The following is a 22,619-nucleotide window of genomic DNA, read 5'->3' as shown; positions in this document are numbered from 1 at the left end:
AATAAAAAGCTAAATATGAAAAATATATTAATAGTACTTGGAATTATTCTGGGTATTGCAGTTTTTGCTGCAGAGTCCGGGCTTTTTAAAAAGAACAAGCCCAATGAAGTTGAGATAAAGAAAGAAAAACAAGAAATTATGGATAACAAAAACATCAGAGAGATTTATTTTGCCGGTGGATGCTTCTGGGGAACAGAACATTTCTTTCAACAGATTCGTGGAGTTGTAGGAACAGAAGTGGGTTATGCAAACGGGAACACTCAAAATCCTACCTATGAGGAAGTGGTAAGTCATACAACAGGTTTTGCAGAGACTGTAAAAGTGAAGTATGATCCGGAGCAGGTAGATCTGAAACTATTGATTGATCTGTATTTTAAGACCATTGACCCTACAAGTATTGATAAACAAGGCAATGACCGTGGGAACCAATATAGAACGGGAATTTATTTCACGGATAAAAACGATGAGGCTGTGGTGAAAGGAGAAGTTCAGATGTTGGCTAAAAATTATAGTAAGCCACTAGTGGTAGAGACCATTGCATTGAAAAATTTCTACAAAGCAGAAGATTATCATCAGGATTATTTGGATAAAAACCCTGGAGGTTACTGCCATATTGAACCGGGCCTTTTTGAAATGGCAAAGAAAGCAAATCCGCTTCCAAAGGCTACAACTTATCAAAAACAGGATAAAAAGGTTTTAAAAGAAAAATTAAGTGCAGAACAATATAACGTAACTCAGGAAAACGGAACAGAAAGAGCTTTCCAAAATGAATACTGGAACGAAACGAGAGAGGGGATTTATGTGGATATTACCACCGGTGAACCTTTATTTATATCAACAGACAAATTTGAATCGGGTTGTGGATGGCCAAGCTTTTCAAAACCTATTACAAAAAGTATGATTGATGAAAAACTGGATCGTACCCATGGAATGACCAGAGTAGAGGTAAGAAGTAAAATTGGAGATGCTCACTTAGGACATGTCTTTACTGACGGACCTACAGATAAAGGAGGACTACGCTACTGTATCAACAGTGCTTCTCTGAAGTTTATTCCAAAAGCTGAGATGGATAAAAAAGGATACGGAAAATATCTTCCGTTGTTAGATAAAAAGTAATTTGAAAGGAAGGCTGCCATTTGGCAGCCTTTTATTTTTGAGTTAATAATGCAATTGAAATCGTTCTTTGATACTTAACATTGAAATATTCAAAAATAGGAGAAAGCTAAAAATCACATATCTACCAATCCCTTTTCTTCAAAATCCAGTATGACCCGAATATGAAAACAGCAGACCATACCAGACATGCAATAAGGCTTTCTGTAGGGTAGTGGAATTCATACTTTACACCCATCATTTTAGCCATATTTAATCTCATCATTGGGTTAGGAATAAGGCTGGACATACTTTCCAATGGTAAAAGATGTGTTATAAAAAAATCATTCTGAAGGATATCATTTCTTTGCGGCCCCTGCACCCCTTTTACTTTTGAAAAAACCTCAACTGCTGTTAAAATTCCCTCACCAATCCAGAAAACAAAAAGGGCGAGAAATACAAAGATTGATTTTCTCAACAAAATGGAAAGAAACATTAGAAAACAGAAGAACGTAAAGAGTTTAACCAGGTAATTTCCAATAAAGAAAATCTCAGCAAAAACCTTTGTAGATTCTGTTGTGTTCGAATATTGATATCCCAGAAGTAGAGTGATGCCCAATACAATTACAGTAGAAACAATAGTGAAAATGCTTATTGTCAGCAATTTTGAAATGATAAATTCCTGTCTGCTCAATCCATCAATCGTATTCTGCTTGAACATCCGGTTGCTAAACTCCTGCGAAATAGAGAAAACAATAATCAATCCCAGGAAAATTTTAAGTAAAGCAACAATCCATGTGGTGAAATTCCAGATTTCCGGGAAATTATAAATGCCTTCTTCCTTTAAGTTAATTGTTCCTCCGAAAAGGTCAAAATCTACCAATCCAATGAAAAGTAAGGCAATAAGAATGGCAAAATATAATATTGTAAAAACTTTGAACGGTTTGTAGTTCAGGTTTTTGTAGTACTCTAGTTTTAATAATTTTATCATGACTAATGGGTGTTTTTTACAAGTTCAAGGAATTGAGATTCAAGCGATAACTTTTTCTTGGTCAAATGAGAAAGGTAAATTCCTCTTTCAGCCAGTTTTTGATTCATAGCCGAAGCTGAAATTGAAGCATCATCACGAATCTGTGCTTTGATAAGATCACCCTCCTGATTGATGGATGAGAACCATTGAAGCTCATTTAAAGCGTTTAAAAGCAATGTGTTATTATCTGCTTTTAACTCGAAATACCCATTGTTGGAAGTCATTTCGTCTACTCTTCCGCAGTAGATAGAATTCCCTTCTTTTAGTACGATTACGTGGCTGCATATTTTTTCAATTTCATCCAAAAGATGACTGGCTATAATAATCGTGATTCCTTGTTTGGCAATATCGCTGATGATTTCTCGGATCTGAATAATTCCTTCAGGATCCAATCCGTTTGTTGGCTCGTCTAATATCATTACTTCTGGATTGTTCAGCATAGCTGAGGCAATGGCCAGACGTTGTTTCATACCCAAAGAAAATGTTTTGAAAGTATCTTTTTTCCTTTCATACAGCTTAACAATCTTCAGAACTTCATCAATCCTTGAATAAGGGGTGTTTTTAATTTCCGCTACAATTTTAAGGTTCGTTTCTGCACTTAAATAAGGGTAGAAGTTAGGCTGTTCGATAATGGCTCCAATCTTTTTTAAAGTTTCAGAATCCGTTCCCTTTTTACCGAACCAGAACCAATCTCCACTGGTTGGATTAATGGTTGAAAGGAGCATTCCAAAAGTAGTAGACTTTCCGCTTCCATTGGGACCAAGAAGGCCATAGACATTTCCTTTTTCAACATCAAAAGAGATATTGTTGACTACAACTCTTTTGAATTTTTTCGTCAAATTTTTTACTGATAAAATCTTTTCCATGTAATTTGTTTTACATAGTAGTAGTCTATCTAAACTAGATATTGTTACAAAATTATCATAAATCAATAGAAATTTAAATGTAAATACATTAAATTTGATAGAATTAATAGGGAATTATGAAGTTAATAGAACTCGCAGAAGAACTCAATGTTTCTGCAGAAGCCATAAAGCAGTTTATACAGGATTTTGACCTGGAATTGGTAGATTGCGTGAGTACAAACTTTGAAGTAAAAGAAGATTTTGAAAAATTTGCCCGCGAAAATGTAGACTTTTTAAGATTATATGAAAAGGATTTGGATAAAAATAAAACCTTGGAACAGATTGCCGAAGTCATCAATCAGCCTAAAGAAAAAGTAGAAAAAGCAATCAAGGATAATAATCTCAATATATTTGATAATGGCTTTTTCAAATCCTCGATCTCAAGTTATGGAATTGATAATAAACTGGGAGGTAACTATAAATTCGTATATGACTATTTTGGGCATAAGACCAGTTTACAACAAAGAGACTTCATAGGGTACAGAGACCTGTTTTTCTATACCTCTGCAGTACTGGAGCCATTTTTAAATCCCCAGCAGATTAAAGATTGGGGGATTAATAAACCCGCAGGAATTATTTTGTATGGGCCTCCCGGAAGCGGGAAGATTTTTTGGGCCAATAAAATTGCCGAGATTATAGGATATCAGTTTAAAGAAGTAAAAAAACACTATCTGGGAACTTCATTGATTGACGGAAATGAAATTAATTTTAGTGATTTCCTGTTAACCATGATGAAGGAAAACAAAATGCTGCTTTTTCTTGATGATTTTGATGAAATTATGATGCAGAGAAAAGCAGAAACAGATATTGCTTCTTGTAATCTTGAAGCTCAGGAACTGATCCTTCATTATATTGGTAAGTTTGAAAAAGAGGGCGTATTAATGGTAGGTTCTGCCAACTCAGTTTCAGAAATTGATGAAGAAATTCTGGCGCCGGGAAGATTTGATGTGATGATTCCTATATTTCCCCCTAATGCCTCGGAACGCTCAGAGATTATCTTATACTCAATGACGAGAGGCCTTGAAGAAGATTCTTTACTCTATAAAATTCTTAAAAACAATAAAGCAGATAAGCTCCCTTTCTGGCATGATATTTCTTCAAGAATGAAAGCTTTCAGCAACACCATGTTGATTGATTTCACCCAAAGCTTAAAGAAAAGAATTAAAAATCTTTACCAAAGAACACGAAATGAAAAGCTCAAAATTGACCAAACCCTCTTGAATGGAGCTTTACGTGATGCTGCAGCAAAACTTACTGAAGAATATCTCGATCAGGTTGCAAGATTTCTGGCTGATGTAATTATCAATAACTTTGATGAATTCCAATTTAGAATTCAGGCTTTAAGAAATGAACTTGAAACCTATAAGATCGTTGAAGAACCAAGACGTGCCATTGGATTCCATCATAATGGAGAAAAAGAAGAGTAGCTTTTAGAGTCTTGAGACAAAAGAGTCCTATTGTTGGATTTTTACCTCTGTTGCTACATAATACATTGTACAAAAAAATACTCATGGTCAGCATCTGGGAGTTGGAAACCTTTTATCGCAAAAGAGATGTCATCATCATTGGGGCCGGATTTTCCGGACTTTGGACTGCCATATCTCTTAAAGAGAAATTTCCTGAAAAGTCTATATTAATTATAGAACGAAATGCAACTCCGTTGGGAGCTTCAACCAGGAATGCCGGATTTGCATGCTTTGGAAGCCTTACAGAAGTTATTGCAGATTCTCAAAAAATGGGTTGGGAAAAAACACTGGATCTTGTGAAAATGAGATTTGACGGACTTCAAAAGATCAGACAATATTTTAAAAGTGGTGAAATAGACTTTGAACTCAGCGGTGGTTATGAGATATTAAATAATGATGACCCCTTATCACATCTGGATGAGGTGAATGTTCAACTTAAATCTGTAACAGGACTTGAGCACACCTATTCTCTGAAACAGAATAAAATAAAGGAACTTGGGCTGGGAAAATCTCAGTTTTTAATTGAAAATCCTTGTGAGGGAAGCTTACACTCCGGGAAATTATTACAGAAACTGACAGAGAAATGTCATGAGCTAAAGATTGAGTTTTTATTTGGGACAGAGGTTAAAAGGGTTAATGAAACTTCAGATGAGGTTGAAGTTAATCTATCTAAAGATCTTTCCGTGAAAGCTGATCTAATAATACATTGCACCAACGCTTTCAGTTCAAAATTTCTTGAAAATGAAAATATAATTCCTGCCCGCGGACAAATCTTATTGACGGAACCTATACCCAATTTAAAATTAAAGGGAACGTTTCATTACGATGAGGGGTTCTATTACTTCAGAAACTTAGGAGACCGAATATTATTAGGAGGTGGAAGAAACCAGGATTTTAAAACTGAAGAAACTACCACCTTTGAAACTACAGAATTTCTCCAACAACATTTAGAAACCTTTTTGAAGGAAGTTGTTCTACCCAATCATGAATTCAAGATTGCCCTCCGATGGTCCGGAATAATGGCTATGGGTACAGAAAAAACACCCATCGTAAAACAGATTTCCGAGAAACAGTTTTGTGCAGTGAGACTTTCAGGGATGGGAGTTGCTTTAGCTCCCAAAATAGGAGAATTAGTGGCTGAGATGATCTAAATTAAAACTAAAAGACAAAGAGAATAGGAGGCGTTATTTAATTTTAAATGGTAAGAACCAAATTCTTATATCTCAAAGTACAGACCTGAAAATCTCATTCCTTTGAATCCCGCAATATCTCTCGGGTGTGGAAAGAATTCCTTATTTTTGTAAAAAAGAACAACTCGTGATTAACAACGACCAGATAAAAGAAGTTCAATCCAGGATTGAAGACCTACATAGATACCTTCAGATTGAAAAAAAGAAGATAGAAATAGCCAATGATGACGAAAAAACAGCAGCTCCTGAATTTTGGGATAATCCTAAGACTGCAGAAGCATTTCTGAAACAACTTCGATCCAAAAAAAAATGGGTAGAGGGCTATGATGAAATTCAGACACAGTTTGAAGACCTACAGGTTCTTGTTGAATTTGCCAAAGAAGATCCCGATTCTGAAAAAGAATTGGATGAAACGTTTCCGCAGCTGGTTGAGAAAATCGAAGATCTTGAATTCAAGAATATGCTTTCCAATGAGGGAGATGAGCTTTCTGCTGTTCTTCAGATTACAGCAGGAGCAGGAGGTACAGAAAGTTGTGACTGGGCATCTATGCTGATGAGAATGTATACAATGTGGGCAGAAAAGCAGGGTTATAAGATCCGTGAACTGAATTTTCAGGAAGGTGAGGTAGCCGGAGTAAAAACCGTTACCCTTGAAATTGAAGGTGAATATGCCTTTGGATACCTGAAAGGAGAGAACGGAGTACACCGTTTGGTAAGGATTTCACCTTTTGACAGTAATGCTAAACGTCATACCAGCTTCGTTTCCGTCTATGTTTACCCGTTGGTGGATGATACCATTGAAATTAATATCAATCCTGCCGATATATCATTTGAAACAATGAGATCTTCCGGAGCAGGAGGACAGAACGTCAACAAGGTGGAAACCGCAGTACGTCTTCGTCACGCACCTACCGGAATTATCATTGAAAACTCAGAATCCCGTTCACAGCTTCAGAATAAAGAAAAGGCAATGCAGCTTCTTCGTTCCAGACTATATGAAATGGAACTGGAAGAACGTATGAGAGCCAGAAATGAAATTGAAGCCAATAAAATGAAGATCGAGTGGGGAAGCCAGATAAGGAATTATGTGATGCACCCTTACAAATTGGTAAAAGATGTACGCTCAGGTCATGAAACATCAGATGTGGATGCGGTGATGAACGGAAATATCACCCCTTTCCTGAAAGCTTTTCTAATGGCTGATGGTACCGCAGTTTCCGATGATGATATGGAGCTATAAAATATCATATGATTTTTAGTTAAAATCTTATAATTAATTTTTGTTTCAGACATTTTAGACTTATTTTTGTTGTTCATCGATATATATGGAAGATTTCAATAGCTGGAAGGATTTATTAAACCCGGAATTTTATATTAAAATGGGAGGGTTTTGGCTTATTTTGTTCATTGTTTTTGCTGAAACAGGTCTTTTTGTAGGTTTTTTTCTACCTGGAGACTCATTATTGTTCGTTTCAGGAATTTATGCCGTTGAAATCATCAAGGAGACTTTTGGCTCCACTGGGAGTGATTTCTTAGATACAACACTTTTAGCTTCCGGAGTAGCACTGGCTGCTATTATAGGAAATGAAGTAGGTTACTATTTTGGACGTAAAGCAGGTCCGGCTTTGTATAAAAGACCAGACTCAATGCTTTTTAAGAAAAAATATTTATATCAGGCTCACGATTTCTTTGAAAAACATGGGGCATTAGCTATTATTATGGCGAGATTCTTACCTGTTGTAAGAACATTTACACCCATTGTTGCAGGAATTGTAAAAATGGATAAAAAAGAATTCCTAAGAGATAATGTTATCGGAGCAATCTTGTGGTCATTTATTTTGATCTTTGCCGGTCATTATCTTGATAAATTATTCATGGAACAATTTGGAATCAACTTGAAGGAAAAATTAGAATATATTATCATTGTGATTGTTTTGGTAACAACACTTCCGGTAATCTTCAAATTTGTTTTTGGCAAAAAAGAAGACTTTTCAAAGTATGAAAATAAAGATTCTGATTTTGAATAGAAATCAATAAACTATAATAGATAACCTGCTTTTTAGCAGGTTATTTTTTTATCCATTCCAGAATATTAGGATAGATAATACTATCTCTTTTTGTTTTACTGAAAAACCTGGGAACATGACCTGTTTTTTCCATAAAGATGAACTTATGAGGAACATTCATGTGGGTGAGTGCAGAGTCCATTGCCTTTCCCTGATGATAATTAACTAAAAAATCACTATTCCCCTGAAATAATAGAGTAGGAACATTGGTGATGTTGGCAATAGGGCTGGCTTCCTTAAAGGCTTCAGAAATATTGTTACGGTTAAACTTGGCTCCCACCACTTTTTGAAAAGTAGGAGAAGTATATTTAGAATAAAAAGAATTCAGATATTCCGGGCTGTAAAAATCTGTAGGCCCACTTAGAGAAATGATCTTTTTGATCTGATCAGGATGCCGGTATCCGTATAATAAAGCAAGATGTCCGCCGGCGCTTTCACCCAAAAGAATATAATTGTTGGATTGAAGTTCTGCTTTTTCCGCCAGAGAATTAAACTTTTCGATGACCAGACCAATATCTTCCAGTTGCTGCTTATAGGTGATGTTTTTCTTCTTAGATACCAGTCGGTAGTTCATATTGATACTTGGAATCTTATTCTCAAAAAGCATTTTCTGGATCTGGATCATATGCTCTTTTTTACCAAGAGTCCAGGCTCCCCCATGTACAATCAAAACAACAGGAGCGTCTTCGGTATAGTCTTTTGGGAGAAAAACATCCATTTTTTGTCTTTTATGCTCCCCGTATTTTAAGTTATAGATTTTTTGCTGGCCATCTGTTCCTACCCAAACCCTGAACTTTGTATTGCAAGACTGCAATAGGAAACTGAAGCATCCCATTGCGAAAAAATGGTATCTGAGAATGAGCTTTTTCATACGTTAGAATCAAGAAATGGTAACTTTAAAACGATTCTTTATATAATGCATCTGCATAATTAAACAAAGATTGATTGTATCTGGGTAAATGTAGAGAAATTGCTTTTAAGGTTAATGACAGTGCTTCTTTGTATTCTCCTGCTGAAGAAAGGGAAAGCGCCAAAAAAGAGTCTACAGCATCATTCAGCTCATCCGAATAATTTGCTTTTTCTTCTCTTAAAATATGGATGCTTTCTTCTATTTTTCCGTTATTTCTTAATGTACTTGCCAGCTGTATTCTTGCTCTCCTTCTTCGTAGTCCGGATAATCCTTTCGCTAATGCAGACCTGTATAAAGGCTCAGCTTCCTTTTCATGTCCGGTTGAGTCAAAGGTACATGCCATTTCAAAATCTGCAATAGCTGGTGCATCTTTAAGTAAAATGATATGATCTTTGATTTGTTGAGTAAATTCTTCGTTGCTTATCGTTCCAAACTTCTGCCAAATCCTCTGTAATTGGATTTCCCAATTTTCATCCATTATCTAATTTTAAACAAAGATATAAAATATTGAAAGCGAAGTATTGTTTTATAATTCTTAAAATTATTGTCATGTTATGAATCATAAAATGGAATTAAATATTTATTTTTGCTGAACTTAACAAAGATTAAAAAAAAATTAAAATATGGCATCAGGCTTTTTTGCAATTTTGGATGATATTGCAGCATTAATGGATGATGTAGCAGTTACCAGTAAAATAGCTACACAGAAAACAGCGGGGATCTTGGGAGATGACCTGGCTGTAAATGCAGAAAAGGCCACCGGCTTTCTTTCTTCCAGAGAAATTCCTGTTTTGTGGGCAATTACAAAAGGCTCATTTATTAATAAGCTCATTATTCTTCCCATTGCTTTCCTGCTCAATTGGCTCTACAAACCTGCTATTGAGATGATTCTTATTTTGGGAGGTCTATATCTAGCCTTTGAAGGAGTAGAGAAAATCATTGAGTTTCTGTTTCACCGTTCCAAAAAAGGACATGAAGTAGTGAAAGAAAGCAATGAAGATGAAGATTCAGAAGTTTCTGAGAAAGCAAAAATAAACTCGGCAATCAGAACAGATTTTATTCTTTCTATTGAGATTGTAATTATTGCTTTGGGAACGGTAATTCAGGAAAATCACCCACTTCTTACACAGATTCTTACCGTGACATTTGTTGCATTTATTGCTACAGTAGGAGTTTATGGAATTGTTGCTCTTATTGTGAGAATGGATGATGCAGGTTTTAAATTAATCAAAAAAAGCCACGACAAAGGATTCTTTTCCAAGTTGGGTCATTTGCTGGTAAAAGCATTGCCGATCATTATTAAGATTTTAGGAGTAGTAGGAACCATCGCTCTTATATTGGTTTCAGGGGGTATTTTTGCCCATAACATTCATTATTTACACGATTTACTACCAACATGGCCGGCTATGCTTAAAGAGTTTACATTCGGTATTGTAGGAGGTCTTGGTGCAGTTGCTTTGTTTACAATTGGTAAAGCAATATATTCATTGGCTACAAAAAAATAAGATAAACTTTTAAATAATAAAAATCCTGTACTAGAATAATAGTACAGGATTTTTTATTTAAAATCACTGATGGCAGTATTGAAATTTTGCTGCCTAATGCCTTTATTGGAAAATTATAAAGGATATCCATTAATAAAAATAAAAAAGAGACCCTTAGGCCTCTTTATATTAATTGAATAAATCTTTTACTTTATCAAAAAAAGTTTTTTCCTTTCCGGATGGTTCTGCAACCATTTCTCCGCTGGACATTTGCTTTTCAAAGAAGTCTTTCTGTTCCTTGTTAAGCTTCTGTGGAGTCCATACATTGATATGAATAAACATGTCTCCTTTTCCATAACTGTCGATGCTTGGAAGCCCTTTTCCGGCAAGTCTTAAGATCTTTCCGGATTGTGTTCCCGGATCAACAGTAATTTTTACTTTTCCGCCAACGGTAGGAATCTCTTTTTTAGTTCCTAAAGCAGCTTCTGCAAATGAAATATAGAGTTCCTGGTGAAGATTATCTCCCTCTCTCTTGATCGTTTGATCTACTTCCTCTTCAATGATAACCAATAAGTCACCCGGAGTTCCGCCAAATGGAGCATCATTTCCTTTTCCTCTTACATTAAGCTGAATTCCGTCTCTTGCTCCGGCAGGAATATTAATTGTAATTTCCTCTTCATCTTTCACAAGACCTTGTGCATTAGCTCCTGTAGGAATTTTATCTGCAACTTTCCCAATTCCCTGGCAAGTACCACAAGTGGTTTGGGTTTGCATTTGACCGAACATGGTATTCATTACTTTAAGCTGAACACCAGACCCGTTACAGGTAGGACAGGTTTTTGAAGTAGCACCTTCTGCCATCTTCATTTTTTTAACCTTAATGGTTTTGTGAGTTCCATTTACCATCTCCTCAAGGTTCAGCTTGATTCTAATTCTTAAATTAGAACCTCTTACCTGCTGACGACCACCGCCGCCGCCGCCGAATCCTCCGAAACCACCACCGAAAATATCTCCAAATTGACTGAAAATATCCTCCATGTTCATTCCGCCTCCGAAGCCTCCGCCTCCGAAACCTCCATTTCCTCCCATTCCAGCATGTCCGAACTGGTCATATCTGGCACGCTTCTGATCGTCGCTTAGTACTTCGTAAGCTTCAGCAGCTTCTTTGAATTTTTCTTCAGCCTCCTTATCTCCTGGATTTTTATCCGGGTGAAATTTGATGGCCATTTTTCGGTATGCTTTTTTTATTTCGTCGGCCGATGCAGATTTGCTGATCTCAAGAACCTCGTAATAATCTCTTTTTGACATGACTTTCTATTCTATAATTGATGATCGATAAATGATAAAAGATATTTAAAATTTAGTAATAAAAGTATAGCGGTCTATCCATTATCACTCATCATTTATCATTAATAATATTAGTTTCCTGTTACTACTTTTGCAAAACGGATTACTTTATCACTTAAAGTATATCCTGTTTCAATAACATCTACGATTTTTCCTTTCAGATCCTCAGATGGAGCAGGAATTTGGGTAATAGCTTCATGGAAATCTACATTGAAACTATCTCCAGCTCTGACTTCCATTGGCTTTAACCCTTTTTCTGTAAGTTTATTTTTGAATTTTTGATAGATCAATTCTACCCCCTGCAGGTCAGCCGGATTTCCATTTTTAGCAATTTCCTTTAATGCTCTTTCGAAGTCATCCAAAACGCCTAGCATTGATACCATCATCTCCTGATTAGCATATTGGAAGAACTCCATTTTTTCCTTAGATGTTCTTTTTTTATAGTTTTCGAATTCAGCATACAATCTGATGTAACGATCTTTTTCCTCTGCCAAAAGTTCCTCTGCAGAAGGAGTAGCTGTCACATTGTCCTGAGTCGTTGTGTCATTCTGAACGTTGTTATCTTCCTGATTATTGATGCTTTCTTCGTTAATATCCTGATTTTCCATAATTCAATATTTATTTACTCAATTGTTTGACAAAGACTCTGCCAAAGGAGAAAACAAGACATTAAGGCAGAAAAATACCACTCATACAACCCGTAAATGATGATGAATTGTCAATGAGGAATTAAATGTTAAAGGGTTATACTTTTGGCTGTTATTCCCCTGTGAATGTCTGGTATAATAAGTAGAGATTTAAAATAATAATAATAATGGAAATGATCCATACACAAACTTTAAGGAATGGTTTGTTAACAAATTCTCCCATTTTAGCCTTGTCATTGGTAAACATAACCAACGGAACTACAGCAAAGCTGAGCTGCATAGATAGAATAACCTGGCTTAAAACCAATAACTCAGTTGTCCCCTGTTCCCCGTAAAGAATGGCAACAATCAACGCAGGAATGACTGCTATAAGCCTTGTGATCAATCTTCGCAACCATGGTTTTAATCTGATATTCAAAAAGCCTTCCATAACGATCTGTCCGGCAAGAGTTCCTGTAAGCGTTGAATTTTGTCCTGATGCCAATAAGGCAATAGCAAACGCAATACTTGCCATAGAAGCTCCTAAAATAGGAGTCAACATTTTATAAGCGTCATGAATATCGGCAACATGTTCATTTCCTGTAGTATGAAAAGTAGCTGCTGCTAGGATTAAAATGGCTGCATTGATAAAGAAAGCCAGCATCAAAGAAACTGTACTGTCTAATGTTGCAAACTTTATTGCTTCTTTTTTTCCTTCTCGGTCTCTGGTATAATCTCTTGTCTGTACAATACTGCTGTGCAGATATAAATTGTGAGGCATCACGGTAGCCCCTAAAATCCCTATGGCAATATAGAGCATTGCAGGGTTCTGGATAATTTCTTTTTGGGGAACCAATCCACCGAGAATCTCATTAAAGGCTGGCTGAGAGATAACAATCTCATAGACAAAACAGGCGAGAATAATAAAAATAAGTCCGCCTACAATACTTTCTATCCATCGGAATCCTTTTGCCTGAAGTAAAAGAATAATTAAAACATCTACCGTGGTTATCACGATTCCCCAAGTCAGCGGAATATGGAATAATAAATTTAGGGCAATGGCTGATCCTATGACCTCGGCGAGATCACAGGCGGCAATGGCTATTTCACAGAATATCCAAAGAATAAAATTGGTAGTAGGGCTGAAGTGGTCTCTACAAGCCTGTGCAAGATCCCTTTCTGCAACAACACCTAATTTAACGGATAAATGTTGTAGAACCATCGCAAAAATGTTGGAAATAAGAATCACCGAAAGCAATGTGTAGCCAAACTGTGCCCCTCCTGCAATATCCGTTGCCCAGTTTCCGGGGTCCATATATCCCACTGCAATCATAAGTCCGGGGCCTGCAAAAGCAAGGTATTTCCTCCAAAAGCCTGCCTTTTTAGGGACTTTAATGGAAGAATAAACTTCTGATAAAGAGTGAGATGTTTTATCTTTACGCCAAGCGCTTTTTAAATTGAAATTCATAAATGTTAGAAATGACTAACAAATTTAATTAAATAAATGTAAACACAAAAATTAGGGCCAAAAAAAATCCCGGAAATGACTTTCCGGGACTTAATTTTTATTGATTCTAAAGATTATTTTGCAAATCTTACAGACATCTTTCTATCAGCAGCTCTTTCTGCATCAGAAGCTTTTGCATCTACAGTAGCAAATTTGCTTCCGTATCCTTCAGCTCCAAGTACCTGACCTCCAACTCCTGCTTTTCCTAAAGCAGCTTTGATATAATCAGCTCTTGCCTGAGATAGTTTTACATTAGAAGCTTCATTTCCTGTTTTATCAGTATAGCCTCCAATTTTGATTTTTGAATCAGGGAAAGCTTTAAGGATAGCTACTAAGTTATCCAATTGTCCTTGTGATCCTGTCTCTAATTCTGTAGAACTTCCTATTTTGAAGTTAACATGGTCAAAGTCATACCACTTGTCTTTCAATGCTGAATCATCAGCAGCGTTCTTGTATCCGCCAGATTTCAGGAATCCAATCATTTGGTCTTCCATTCCTCCTTTGTAACCTTTTAACATTACCCCGTTAAGGTCAATGTTTTCATCAGTTTTAGCTGCTGGTGTTGCAGTGGTAGCCGGGGTAGTTGCAGAAGCTGTATCCGCAGGTGTTCCTGTAGAATCTGTGGAAGAAGCCATCGTAGTAGTGGTTTGTTTCTTCTCACACTGTTTCCATAGGAAATACCCAGCTGCAATTAATAATAAAAGCGGAAGCAACCATTTCCAGATTGAGCCTCCGCCTTGATTATCATTGTTGTTATTATTAAATTGCTCTCTTATTTCTCTAGCTCCCTCGTTAACATTTTCTCTAGCTGTAGCAACACCCTCAGCAAGGTTGTCTTTAGCAGTAGATGTTACTGAAGAAACTGTTTCTTTAGCCTGGCCAAACCAATTTTCAGCTCCTAATCCAAAGGAAGCCAAAGAAAGACCTGCCGGCAGTAAAGAAGAAATAATGCCTTTCTGATCATTCAGTAAGCTGGAAATACCTGAAGCACCCAAATTATTGTCTGTTGCATATTTTCCAACAGTGCCTACTGTAGCCCCGGTAACCAAGTTTAGTAAAGAACCTGCAGAAGTATTGCTGATTCCTGAAAAACTGGCAATGGAATTTACTAACCCGCCAATCTTATCTCCAAAAAGTGAAGATAATAAAGTAGTAATAATAGGATTACTAGATGATCCACCTAATAAATTTCCTAAAATCCCACTAGAAGAGGCTTTTGTAATAGCATCCACCACACCTGGGTTGTCTGCGTTATTGGCTAATCCACCTACTACAGCAGGTAATAAGCCACCAATTGCTTTAGAAATACCGGATTCGCTTTCTCCAAACTGTGAAGCAGCCTGTGAAACCAAAGCGGGACCTAATTGCCCTTTAATTAAATCAATGACATTTAAAGACATAATAAATTTTTTTAGATTAATGTTGTGATAAATTTAAACAAAAATCCGTCCAAATGTCATTTTTTTTTGAGTATTTCTTTAAAAATTAACGTTTTTTTTAAAAATTGTTAAAATTATTAATACGCTTTTGCGAATAACACACGTCTCTTGGATGGTTTCCCAGAAATTAAAGAAATACCTTCTTCTACATCATTATCTAAAGGAATACATCTGATAGTAGCCTTGGTTTCGTCCTTAATTTGTTCTTCTTCTTCAGCAGTACCATCCCAATGAGCATAGATGAAACCTCCTTTTTCTTCTAGAACTTTCTTGAACTCTTCATAAGTATCCACTTTTGTAAGGTTATCCTTTCTGAAGTTCAGGGCTTTGTTGTAAAGGTCTTCCTGAATAGTCTTTAATAATTCTTCAATATAAGTATCCAATCCGTCGATAGAACGAACTTCCTTGGTAAGGTTGTCTCTTCTTGCGATTTCAACAGATTTGTTTTCAAGATCTCTTGGTCCCATTGCAATTCTTACCGGTACACCTTTCAATTCGTACTCAGCAAACTTCCATCCTGGTTTGTTTTGGGTATCGTTATCGAACTTCACAGAAATACCTTTAGCTTTTAATTTAGCCTGAATATCTAAAGCAACTTCGCTGATCTGTGCCAATTGCTCTTCTCCTTTAAAGATTGGAACAATTACTACCTGAATAGGCGCCAAAGTTGGAGGCAATACCAATCCGAAGTCATCAGAGTGTGTCATAATTAAAGCACCCATAAGACGGGTAGATGTTCCCCATGATGTAGCCCATGCATGCTCAATCTTTCCTTCTTTGTTAGTGAATTTTACGTCAAATGCTTTAGCAAAATTCTGACCTAAGAAGTGAGAAGTTCCTGCCTGAAGCGCTTTCCCATCCTGCATCAATGCTTCAATACAGTAAGTTTCGTCTGCTCCCGCAAATCTTTCAGACGGTGTTTTCAATCCCTGGATAACAGGCATTGCCATAAAGTTTTCTGCAAAATCTGCATATACTTTGTTCATTTTCTCAGCTTCTTCTACTGCTTCATCTTTTGTGGCATGAGCGGTGTGACCTTCCTGCCATAAGAATTCTGCTGTTCTAAGGAACAAACGGGTTCTCATTTCCCAACGTACAACATTTGCCCACTGGTTAATAAGTATTGGTAAATCTCTGTAAGACTGGATCCAGTTTTTGTAGGTATTCCAGATAATTGCTTCTGAAGTAGGACGAACGATCAATTCTTCTTCCAGTTTTGCATCTGGATCTACAATAAGTTTTGAAGGGTTATCTGGATCTGTTTTTAATCTGTAGTGAGTAACTACGGCACATTCCTTTGCAAAACCTTCTGCATTCTTTTCTTCAGCCTCAAATAAGCTTTTGGGCACAAAAAGCGGGAAATATGCGTTCACGTGACCTGTCTCCTTGAATTTTTTATCCATTTCATCACGCATTTTTTCCCAGATTGCATAGCCATACGGTTTGATTACCATACATCCACGTACTCCGGAGTTTTCAGCTAAATCAGCTTTTACAACCAGCTCATTATACCATTTGCTGTAATCTTCGCTTCTTGAGGTTAATTTTGCCATTATCTTTTAAAATTTTTTTAACTTTTGCACATTATTGTTATCTAAAAATAAAAATCTATTTTTGATAGATTTTTTAATCAGTATTGGTACATTTTTGGTACAGATTGCAAATATAATTTAAATTAAAAATTTTTACGTTATCATGAAAAGAAATATACATAAAAATTTGCTTGGTCTGCTAAAATCCAAAGGGGTCTTGGCAGTAGCAGGTGGATTATTGCTTATGTCTTGTGGTGCTCAGATGGGAGGGTATAGCGAGACGGATGGGGTATATTATGACCCTAATAAGGATACGCTGCCAGAAGGAGTTATCGTTAATGGTAGCGGAAATAGAGTAGGCGAATATTATGACTACTATCAGGATTCTAATGTGATTCAAAATGCACAGACGAATTCCAGAGAACAACAGAATAAATACAACGAATGGAGTGGTACCAATGCCAATTGGACATCCAATGCTACAGACTCCGATTGGGGAATGTATGCAGGTTCCCAAACTAACTACTATGATAACTCATGGGGTTGGGGATCTCCTTGGGGCTGGTACGGAGGCTATAGTCCGTATTGGGGCTTTAACCGCGGCTGGGGCTGGGGTGGAGGCATGTCCTGGGGTTGGGGCGGATCATTCGGTTGGGGCTGGGGAGGCTCTATCGGATGGGGAAGTCCATACTGGGGCTACGGATATTCTCCTTATTGGGGTGGATACTATGATCCATTCTGGGGCGGATATTATGGTAACTCATGGGGCTACGGAGGAGGTTATTGGGGTGGTAACTACTACAACAGACCTTACAAAAGAAGTGGCGCCAGCGGATACGGATTCCAGAACTCTGGTATAAACAATGCTGTATACAGAACCAATACTGCTTCTGGTTTTAGAAATAGTAATGGGTTCAGAAATAATAACAGTGGGTTTAGGAATACCAACGACGGCTTTAGAAATGGAAACTCTGGTGGTTTCAGACAACAGGGCAATTCAGGAGGCTTTAGAAATGGAAATTCCGGCGGTTTCAGAAATTCAGATTCAGGAGGATTCCGTAATTCTACACCTCAGGCAAGACCTAACTATAACTATCAACCACAATCTCAGCCAAGATATAATAATGGTGGAGGTTTCAGATCTGGTGATTCAGGAGGCTTTAGATCCAGTGGTGGTTTCAACTCTGGCGGCGGAGGCGGCTTTAGAGGTGGTTCTTCAGGCGGCGGAGGCGGCATGAGATCCGGAGGTAGCGGTGGCTTCAGATAATTTTCAACTTCATAAACTATTAAATAAATAATGTTAAAAAAATCTTTAGTATTAATGAGTATTTCTGCTGCATTTTTTGCGCAGGCTCAAGATATATCAGTGATTAGAAACTCTGTTGAGATTTATTCAAATTCCCCTAATATCGGTTCATCTAAGTTTAATGCAATGGCAGGATCCAATGGAGCGTTAGGAGGAGATGCAAGTTCACTTTTGACTAACCCCGCTGGTTTAGGGGTAGCCATTTCCGGAGATGTTTCGGGAACATTATCGATAAACAGTAATAAAAATACAAGTTCATTAGCAGGATCTTCTGTAAAATATACAGTGAACAAGACTGATCTTGGAAATGCCGGTGGGGTGGTAGCAATTCCGCTTATGTCAAAGACAGGATGGAAGTTTATTAATATTGGTGTTAATTACTCCAATCAGTCTATTGAAAACTATGTAGAATCTCCAGGAAACGGAAATATAATCATTCCTAAGAAGCTTGTTGATCAGAATACAGGAAATGACGTTAACGGAAATTTATCATATCTGGGACATAACTATGACCGATATGGTAACCAGTCTAAAATGAATATTGGTGTGGGTGCAAACTATGAAAACCGTTTGTATCTGGGAGCTGGATTAAATTTTCACTATGCAAGCATTGATCAGAGAGAAACTGCCAGATTTGGTTTGGATCTAGATAATTCAGTAGATAGTTTTACTAAACAGTATACGCCTAATTCTGAACGTTCCAACGGTTTTTCTGCGAGTATAGGGGTTATAAGTAAGCTAAGCAACGAGTTTCGAGTAGGGGCTTCCATAGAAACTCCAACATGGTGGACTATTGACAGAGCATTTAGTGAGTATTATACAGGGGAAGACGGATCTATCTATTACAAAAACTTTGGAGAAGACAGAACATTTACGTCTCCAATGAAGGCTACAGTGAGTGCTGCTTTTGTTCCTAGTAAGAACTTCTCTTTAAACGTAGATTATACATTAGGTTTAACTAAACCAAAATATAAAGTACAAGGTGAGGCAGAAAGTGAACTGAATTCTTTCTTCAGTGACAAGTATAAGAATCTTTCTGAGGTAAGAGTAGGAGCAGAATATAGAATTAAAAGCTTCAGACTAAGAGGTGGATATTCTTATGCTTCAAGTCCTTTTGATGCATTCACAATTAGTGCTTATTCTAATGCAGGAGCTGCAACAAATACTAATTATAGCGATCTGATTCTTGGTTCAAGAAATACGATTGGTGCTGGTATCGGGTATGACTTTGGACAGTTTTATCTAGATGCTGCTTATCAAAATATCAGTTCTAATTATAAGAATCCTTTTCTACAGAGCAATGCTGACTATGGAACAGGATATTACTCTGGTAACTTTGATGTTTCACCAACGTCTTCTGCAGTATCAGAAGTTAAGAATAACAGAAGTAATTTCTTCATTACATTTGGTTGGAAATTCTAATTTTCACATCACTTGAAGAAAATATTAAAAGTAAAAGCTCCGAATTGAAAAATTCGGAGCTTTTTTTATGGGTAAAAATAAGTTTAATGATGATGAACAGAACTGGGATGATGATGGAAAAGATGCATAAGCAATGCAAGGGAAACTCCTAAAACCACAAGACCTATTTTAAGCCAGTCAATATTATGATTTTTGTTGCTCTCAAAAATAATCACGGATGATATGTGAAGGAAAATTCCACCTACGATAGCCAGAAAATAAGGCTGAAGATCAGGATTGAAATAATTCCCCAATAGCATTCCCATTGGTGAAGCCAATGCAAAAAGAGCAACAATTAAGAGAGACGGATAAGATGATGAACTTTTTGATTCACCTTTTCTATTAAATAAAAACGCTCCCAGAATAAAGGAAATAGGAAGATTGTGAAATACAATTCCCAGCAGGTAAGGAGACAACTCATGTTCTTCATTGGCAAGAGGAATACCCTCAATAAATGCATGAATGAAAAGTCCTACCATCAACGCCATAGGAAGGATGTTCTGTTCACCATGATGATGAAAATGACCATGCTCAAAACCTTTGGTTAAAGCTTCCAGAATCATTTGCAAAAGAACTCCTGCAATGACAAATATCCCAAGATTACTGCTTTCTGTGGAAGTGTATACCTGCGGAAAAACCTCATTCAAACAAATGGTAATCAGGAATCCTGCACTTAAAATCAGTAGATTTTTGGCCAGTTTTTCTTTTTTACCAAAATGTTTTCCCAGAAATACTCCTGTAATTACACTTAAAATCAGTAAAAGTACTGTTATCATTATTTTTTCTTAAATAAATTGATGCAACGTGGGGAAGTTTCTTTGTTAAATTCATTAAGCTGATAATCTCCCCAGATTTTTATTCTTTCAAACCCGCATTCTGAAGCATAGGCCTGTATAGCCTCCAATGTATGAAGTTTTACTTTTTCAAAAAAATGAAAAGACTTACCATCTGTTTCAAAGCGAATGTCCTTGATAACATGTCTGCCCTCAATTTTCTTGAGAATCTTAAAATCTATATCACCGCGGGTAACTAAGGTTTCAGGAACCATGGTATTTCTTACATATTCTTCATTCAGATAATCTAAAACAAAATATCCTCCGGGTTTTAATGCATTGTAAACCGACTGGAAAACCTTTTTATCATCATTTTCATTATCAAAATATCCGAAACTTGTAAATAAATTGAAAACCGCATCCATAGGATCTGCATCAATTGGATTTCGCATATCATGAACTTCAAAAAGTAAAGTTTGATTTTCAAATTGTTTATTGGATTCAATACTTTGTCTTGAAAGATCCAATCCCAAAACATCATAGCCCAATTTATTGAGGAAAACAGAGTGTCTTCCTTTACCACAGGCAAGATCTATAATCTTGGATTGAGGCGGCAGTTGTAGGTCCGCAGTAAGTTTTGTAATGAAGTTTTCGGCTTCAGTATAGTCTCTGTTGCTATATAGCAAATGATAATAAGGGGTATCAAACCAAGATTCAAACCATTCCATAATGCAAAAATAACTAAATTTGTGCGGTTAAAAGCAAAGTATTTTACAACATTAATAGATTGAAAAATTCAATTGATCAATAAGTTGGATAGCTAATCTTTTAATTATTAATCCTTTAAATCTTTTAATTAATTACTTATGGATATAGAAAATCTACAAATACAGATAAAAACATTCTTCGGACTGGAGCAGATTCTGGCGGAAGAAATCAAAAAATTGGGTGGTAGAAATGTTGAAATCAAAAACAGAGCGGTAAACTGCGAAGGAGATTTAGGCTTTCTTTATAAGATCAATTATTCAGCGAGAACAGCATTGAAAATTTTGGTGCCGATTCATCAGTTTAAGGCTTTTAATCAGCATCAGTTCTATGACAGATTGTTCAAGTTTGAATGGGATGAATTTATGGACGTAGATCAGTCTTTCTCCATTGATGCAACGGTAAACTCTGAAACATTTAAGCATTCTCAGTTCGTAACTTTGAAAATGAAAGACGCTATCGTAGATTATTTTCAGGAAAAACACAGAAGACGTCCCAATGTAGAAACCAAAAACCCGGATATTAAATTCCACCTTCACATTGACAGGGAGTTGGTCATGATTTCTATGGATTCTTCAGGGGATGCATTGTTTAAAAGAGGATACAGAAGAGAACAGGGTGAAGCACCAATCAATGAAGTGCTTGCAAGTGGAATGCTTCAGCTTGCCGGATGGGATGGTAAAGGGAACTTCCTGGACCCAATGTGTGGTTCTGGTACATTGTTGATTGAAGCTGCAATGATTGCAATGGATCTTCCGGCTCAGATCTTCAGAAAAAGATTTGGATTCCAGAACTGGAAAAACTATGATGCCGATTTGTTCTCAAAAATTAAAGAATTCAGAATTAATAGAGTTAGACAATTTGATGGAAAGATTGTTGGATATGATATTGATTCAAGAATGCTGAATGCTGCGAGAATGAATGTAGAAGCCGCAGAAATGGAAGATGTTATTGAGATCACAAAGCAGGATTTCTTTGAATCTAAAAAAGAACTTTTCCCTCTATTGATGGTATTTAACCCTCCGTATGATGAGAGAATTTCCATTAATGATGACGATTTCTACAAAAAAATAGGAGATACCTTTAAAACTCACTATCCAAATACGCTTGCTTGGTTAATTTCATCTGACCTTGAAGCGGTGAAGAAGATAGGATTGCGTCCTTCAAGAAAAATCAAACTTTTCAACGGAAAATTGGAAACAAGATTCTTACAATATGAAATGTATGAAGGAACGAAAAAGGTGCATAAATTAGAAGATAAGTCTTAATTATGTCCTGGAGTTTTTTTGAAGTATTGGAAACGGTGGCGGATGCATTTTCTGCAGTAGCGACTAATCCTGTGAAAGATTCCGAAGCTCGTACCCGTAAGAAAGATAAACAAAAAGATAAATATTTTACAGAGAAAGTCAGCGCAGGATTTATTCTTGCGTCTGTCATTCTCTTTGTAATTGCTTTTAAAGATCCAGTACCAGCAGAAAATTATGTGCAAACTTTAATTGTAACTTCATTAATTGGTTTTGCAATTTCATGTGTGTTATTTTTTGTTCTGAGTTTGATGGAACTTTATTACTTCAAAAATGATTTTAAATTGCTTCTTTTTAGCATTTCTGTAATTGCATTTTTTATTGCTTTGGTAATGTGTGTTTATTTTCAATCAGGAGTTTTTATCTAAACTTTAAAAGTTAATTTCTCCGAATAACCTGTTAAACTGTTTGCGGTT

21 protein-coding genes are annotated in these 22,619 nt (G+C 36.5%); 10 read left to right on the top strand and 11 right to left on the bottom strand.

Translation table 11 applies throughout. From position 1 onward, the window contains the following. Nucleotides 1-15: 15 nt before the first annotated feature. Nucleotides 16-1,116 carry a peptide-methionine (R)-S-oxide reductase MsrB gene (msrB, locus tag C7D53_RS10905; protein ID WP_162926147.1) on the top strand — a complete coding sequence of 367 codons (1,101 nt, stop codon included), beginning with the start codon at nucleotides 16-18 and terminating at the stop codon, nucleotides 1,114-1,116. Between the two features lie 121 nt (nucleotides 1,117-1,237). Here the strand turns inward: msrB and C7D53_RS10900 are convergent, their stop codons facing one another. Together C7D53_RS10900 and C7D53_RS10895 are read right to left on the bottom strand one after the other, a co-directional pair. Then, nucleotides 1,238-2,083, bottom strand: a complete 846-nt coding sequence (locus C7D53_RS10900; protein ID WP_106916508.1) for an ABC transporter permease — start codon at nucleotides 2,081-2,083, stop codon at nucleotides 1,238-1,240. A gap of 2 nt (nucleotides 2,084-2,085) precedes the next feature. Continuing rightward, nucleotides 2,086-2,988: an ABC transporter ATP-binding protein gene (locus C7D53_RS10895; protein WP_106916507.1), complete on the bottom strand. Its 903-nt coding sequence runs from the start codon at nucleotides 2,986-2,988 to the stop codon at nucleotides 2,086-2,088. A gap of 116 nt (nucleotides 2,989-3,104) precedes the next feature. On the opposite strand from C7D53_RS10895, the gene C7D53_RS10890 reads away from it, so the two are divergent. From C7D53_RS10890 to C7D53_RS10875, 4 genes are all read left to right on the top strand, one after another. Beyond that, nucleotides 3,105-4,454 carry an AAA family ATPase gene (locus C7D53_RS10890; protein ID WP_106916506.1) on the top strand — a complete coding sequence of 450 codons (1,350 nt, stop codon included), beginning with the start codon at nucleotides 3,105-3,107 and terminating at the stop codon, nucleotides 4,452-4,454. Nucleotides 4,455-4,537: 83 nt separating this feature from the next. Then, nucleotides 4,538-5,644, top strand: a complete 1,107-nt coding sequence (locus C7D53_RS10885) for an NAD(P)/FAD-dependent oxidoreductase (protein ID WP_106916505.1) — start codon at nucleotides 4,538-4,540, stop codon at nucleotides 5,642-5,644. A gap of 166 nt (nucleotides 5,645-5,810) precedes the next feature. Next, on the top strand, nucleotides 5,811-6,923 hold the full coding sequence (gene prfB / locus C7D53_RS10880; RefSeq protein ID WP_106916740.1) for a peptide chain release factor 2: 1,113 nt from the start codon (nucleotides 5,811-5,813) through the stop codon (nucleotides 6,921-6,923). 85 nt (nucleotides 6,924-7,008) lie between these two features. Continuing rightward, nucleotides 7,009-7,710: a DedA family protein gene (locus C7D53_RS10875; RefSeq protein WP_106916504.1), complete on the top strand. Its 702-nt coding sequence runs from the start codon at nucleotides 7,009-7,011 to the stop codon at nucleotides 7,708-7,710. 40 nt (nucleotides 7,711-7,750) lie between these two features. Here C7D53_RS10875 and C7D53_RS10870 read toward each other — a convergent pair whose 3' ends face one another. Further along, on the bottom strand, nucleotides 7,751-8,620 hold the full coding sequence (locus C7D53_RS10870) for an alpha/beta hydrolase (protein WP_106916503.1): 870 nt from the start codon (nucleotides 8,618-8,620) through the stop codon (nucleotides 7,751-7,753). Between the two features lie 25 nt (nucleotides 8,621-8,645). Next, nucleotides 8,646-9,137: a tetratricopeptide repeat protein gene (locus C7D53_RS10865; RefSeq protein WP_228422287.1), complete on the bottom strand. Its 492-nt coding sequence runs from the start codon at nucleotides 9,135-9,137 to the stop codon at nucleotides 8,646-8,648. A 145-nt stretch (nucleotides 9,138-9,282) separates the two neighbouring features. Between C7D53_RS10865 and C7D53_RS10860 the strand changes: the two genes are divergently transcribed. Then, entirely contained in the window at nucleotides 9,283-10,164 is an 882-nt protein-coding gene (locus tag C7D53_RS10860) for a DUF808 domain-containing protein (RefSeq protein ID WP_106916501.1), read from the top strand. 168 nt (nucleotides 10,165-10,332) lie between these two features. Here C7D53_RS10860 and dnaJ read toward each other — a convergent pair whose 3' ends face one another. The 5 genes from dnaJ to proS form a co-directional block, all read right to left on the bottom strand. Beyond that, a complete protein-coding gene (dnaJ, locus tag C7D53_RS10855; RefSeq protein ID WP_106916500.1) occupies nucleotides 10,333-11,451 on the bottom strand; it encodes a molecular chaperone DnaJ in 1,119 nt (372 codons plus the stop codon). A 110-nt stretch (nucleotides 11,452-11,561) separates the two neighbouring features. Further along, nucleotides 11,562-12,101: a nucleotide exchange factor GrpE gene (locus tag C7D53_RS10850; RefSeq protein WP_394337081.1), complete on the bottom strand. Its 540-nt coding sequence runs from the start codon at nucleotides 12,099-12,101 to the stop codon at nucleotides 11,562-11,564. Nucleotides 12,102-12,249: 148 nt separating this feature from the next. Continuing rightward, a complete protein-coding gene (locus C7D53_RS10845; protein WP_106916498.1) occupies nucleotides 12,250-13,584 on the bottom strand; it encodes an Nramp family divalent metal transporter in 1,335 nt (444 codons plus the stop codon). Nucleotides 13,585-13,697: 113 nt separating this feature from the next. Next, nucleotides 13,698-15,023, bottom strand: coding sequence for an OmpA family protein (locus tag C7D53_RS10840; RefSeq protein WP_106916497.1), 1,326 nt, complete (start codon nucleotides 15,021-15,023; stop codon nucleotides 13,698-13,700). Between the two features lie 116 nt (nucleotides 15,024-15,139). After that, complete coding sequence (proS, locus tag C7D53_RS10835) at nucleotides 15,140-16,615, bottom strand: proline--tRNA ligase (RefSeq protein ID WP_106916496.1); 1,476 nt, start codon at nucleotides 16,613-16,615, stop codon at nucleotides 15,140-15,142. Nucleotides 16,616-16,757: 142 nt separating this feature from the next. On the opposite strand from proS, the gene C7D53_RS10830 reads away from it, so the two are divergent. Both C7D53_RS10830 and C7D53_RS10825 read left to right on the top strand, forming a co-directional pair. Further along, entirely contained in the window at nucleotides 16,758-17,861 is a 1,104-nt protein-coding gene (locus C7D53_RS10830) for a prolyl-tRNA synthetase (protein ID WP_106916495.1), read from the top strand. 54 nt (nucleotides 17,862-17,915) lie between these two features. Next, nucleotides 17,916-19,322 (top strand): OmpP1/FadL family transporter, encoded by a 1,407-nt coding sequence (locus tag C7D53_RS10825; RefSeq protein WP_106916739.1) that lies wholly within the window; start codon nucleotides 17,916-17,918, stop codon nucleotides 19,320-19,322. Nucleotides 19,323-19,405: 83 nt separating this feature from the next. On the opposite strand, the gene C7D53_RS10820 is transcribed toward C7D53_RS10825, so the two are convergent. After that, nucleotides 19,406-20,134: a ZIP family metal transporter gene (locus tag C7D53_RS10820; protein ID WP_106916738.1), complete on the bottom strand. Its 729-nt coding sequence runs from the start codon at nucleotides 20,132-20,134 to the stop codon at nucleotides 19,406-19,408. Nucleotides 20,135-20,136: 2 nt separating this feature from the next. Further along, a complete protein-coding gene (locus tag C7D53_RS10815) occupies nucleotides 20,137-20,862 on the bottom strand; it encodes a class I SAM-dependent DNA methyltransferase (protein WP_106916494.1) in 726 nt (241 codons plus the stop codon). Between the two features lie 138 nt (nucleotides 20,863-21,000). On the opposite strand from C7D53_RS10815, the gene C7D53_RS10810 reads away from it, so the two are divergent. After that, nucleotides 21,001-22,167, top strand: a complete 1,167-nt coding sequence (locus C7D53_RS10810; protein ID WP_076353810.1) for a THUMP domain-containing class I SAM-dependent RNA methyltransferase — start codon at nucleotides 21,001-21,003, stop codon at nucleotides 22,165-22,167. A 2-nt stretch (nucleotides 22,168-22,169) separates the two neighbouring features. After that, nucleotides 22,170-22,571 carry a branched-chain amino acid ABC transporter substrate-binding protein gene (locus C7D53_RS10805; protein WP_106916493.1) on the top strand — a complete coding sequence of 134 codons (402 nt, stop codon included), beginning with the start codon at nucleotides 22,170-22,172 and terminating at the stop codon, nucleotides 22,569-22,571. Nucleotides 22,572-22,619 lie beyond the last annotated feature (48 nt).

This window comes from Chryseobacterium aurantiacum (assembly GCF_003020585.1).
GTDB classification, from domain to species: domain Bacteria; phylum Bacteroidota; class Bacteroidia; order Flavobacteriales; family Weeksellaceae; genus Chryseobacterium; species Chryseobacterium aurantiacum.
The sequence above is the reverse complement of the archived record's forward strand: the minus strand, read 5'-3'. Positions and strand labels throughout refer to the sequence as shown.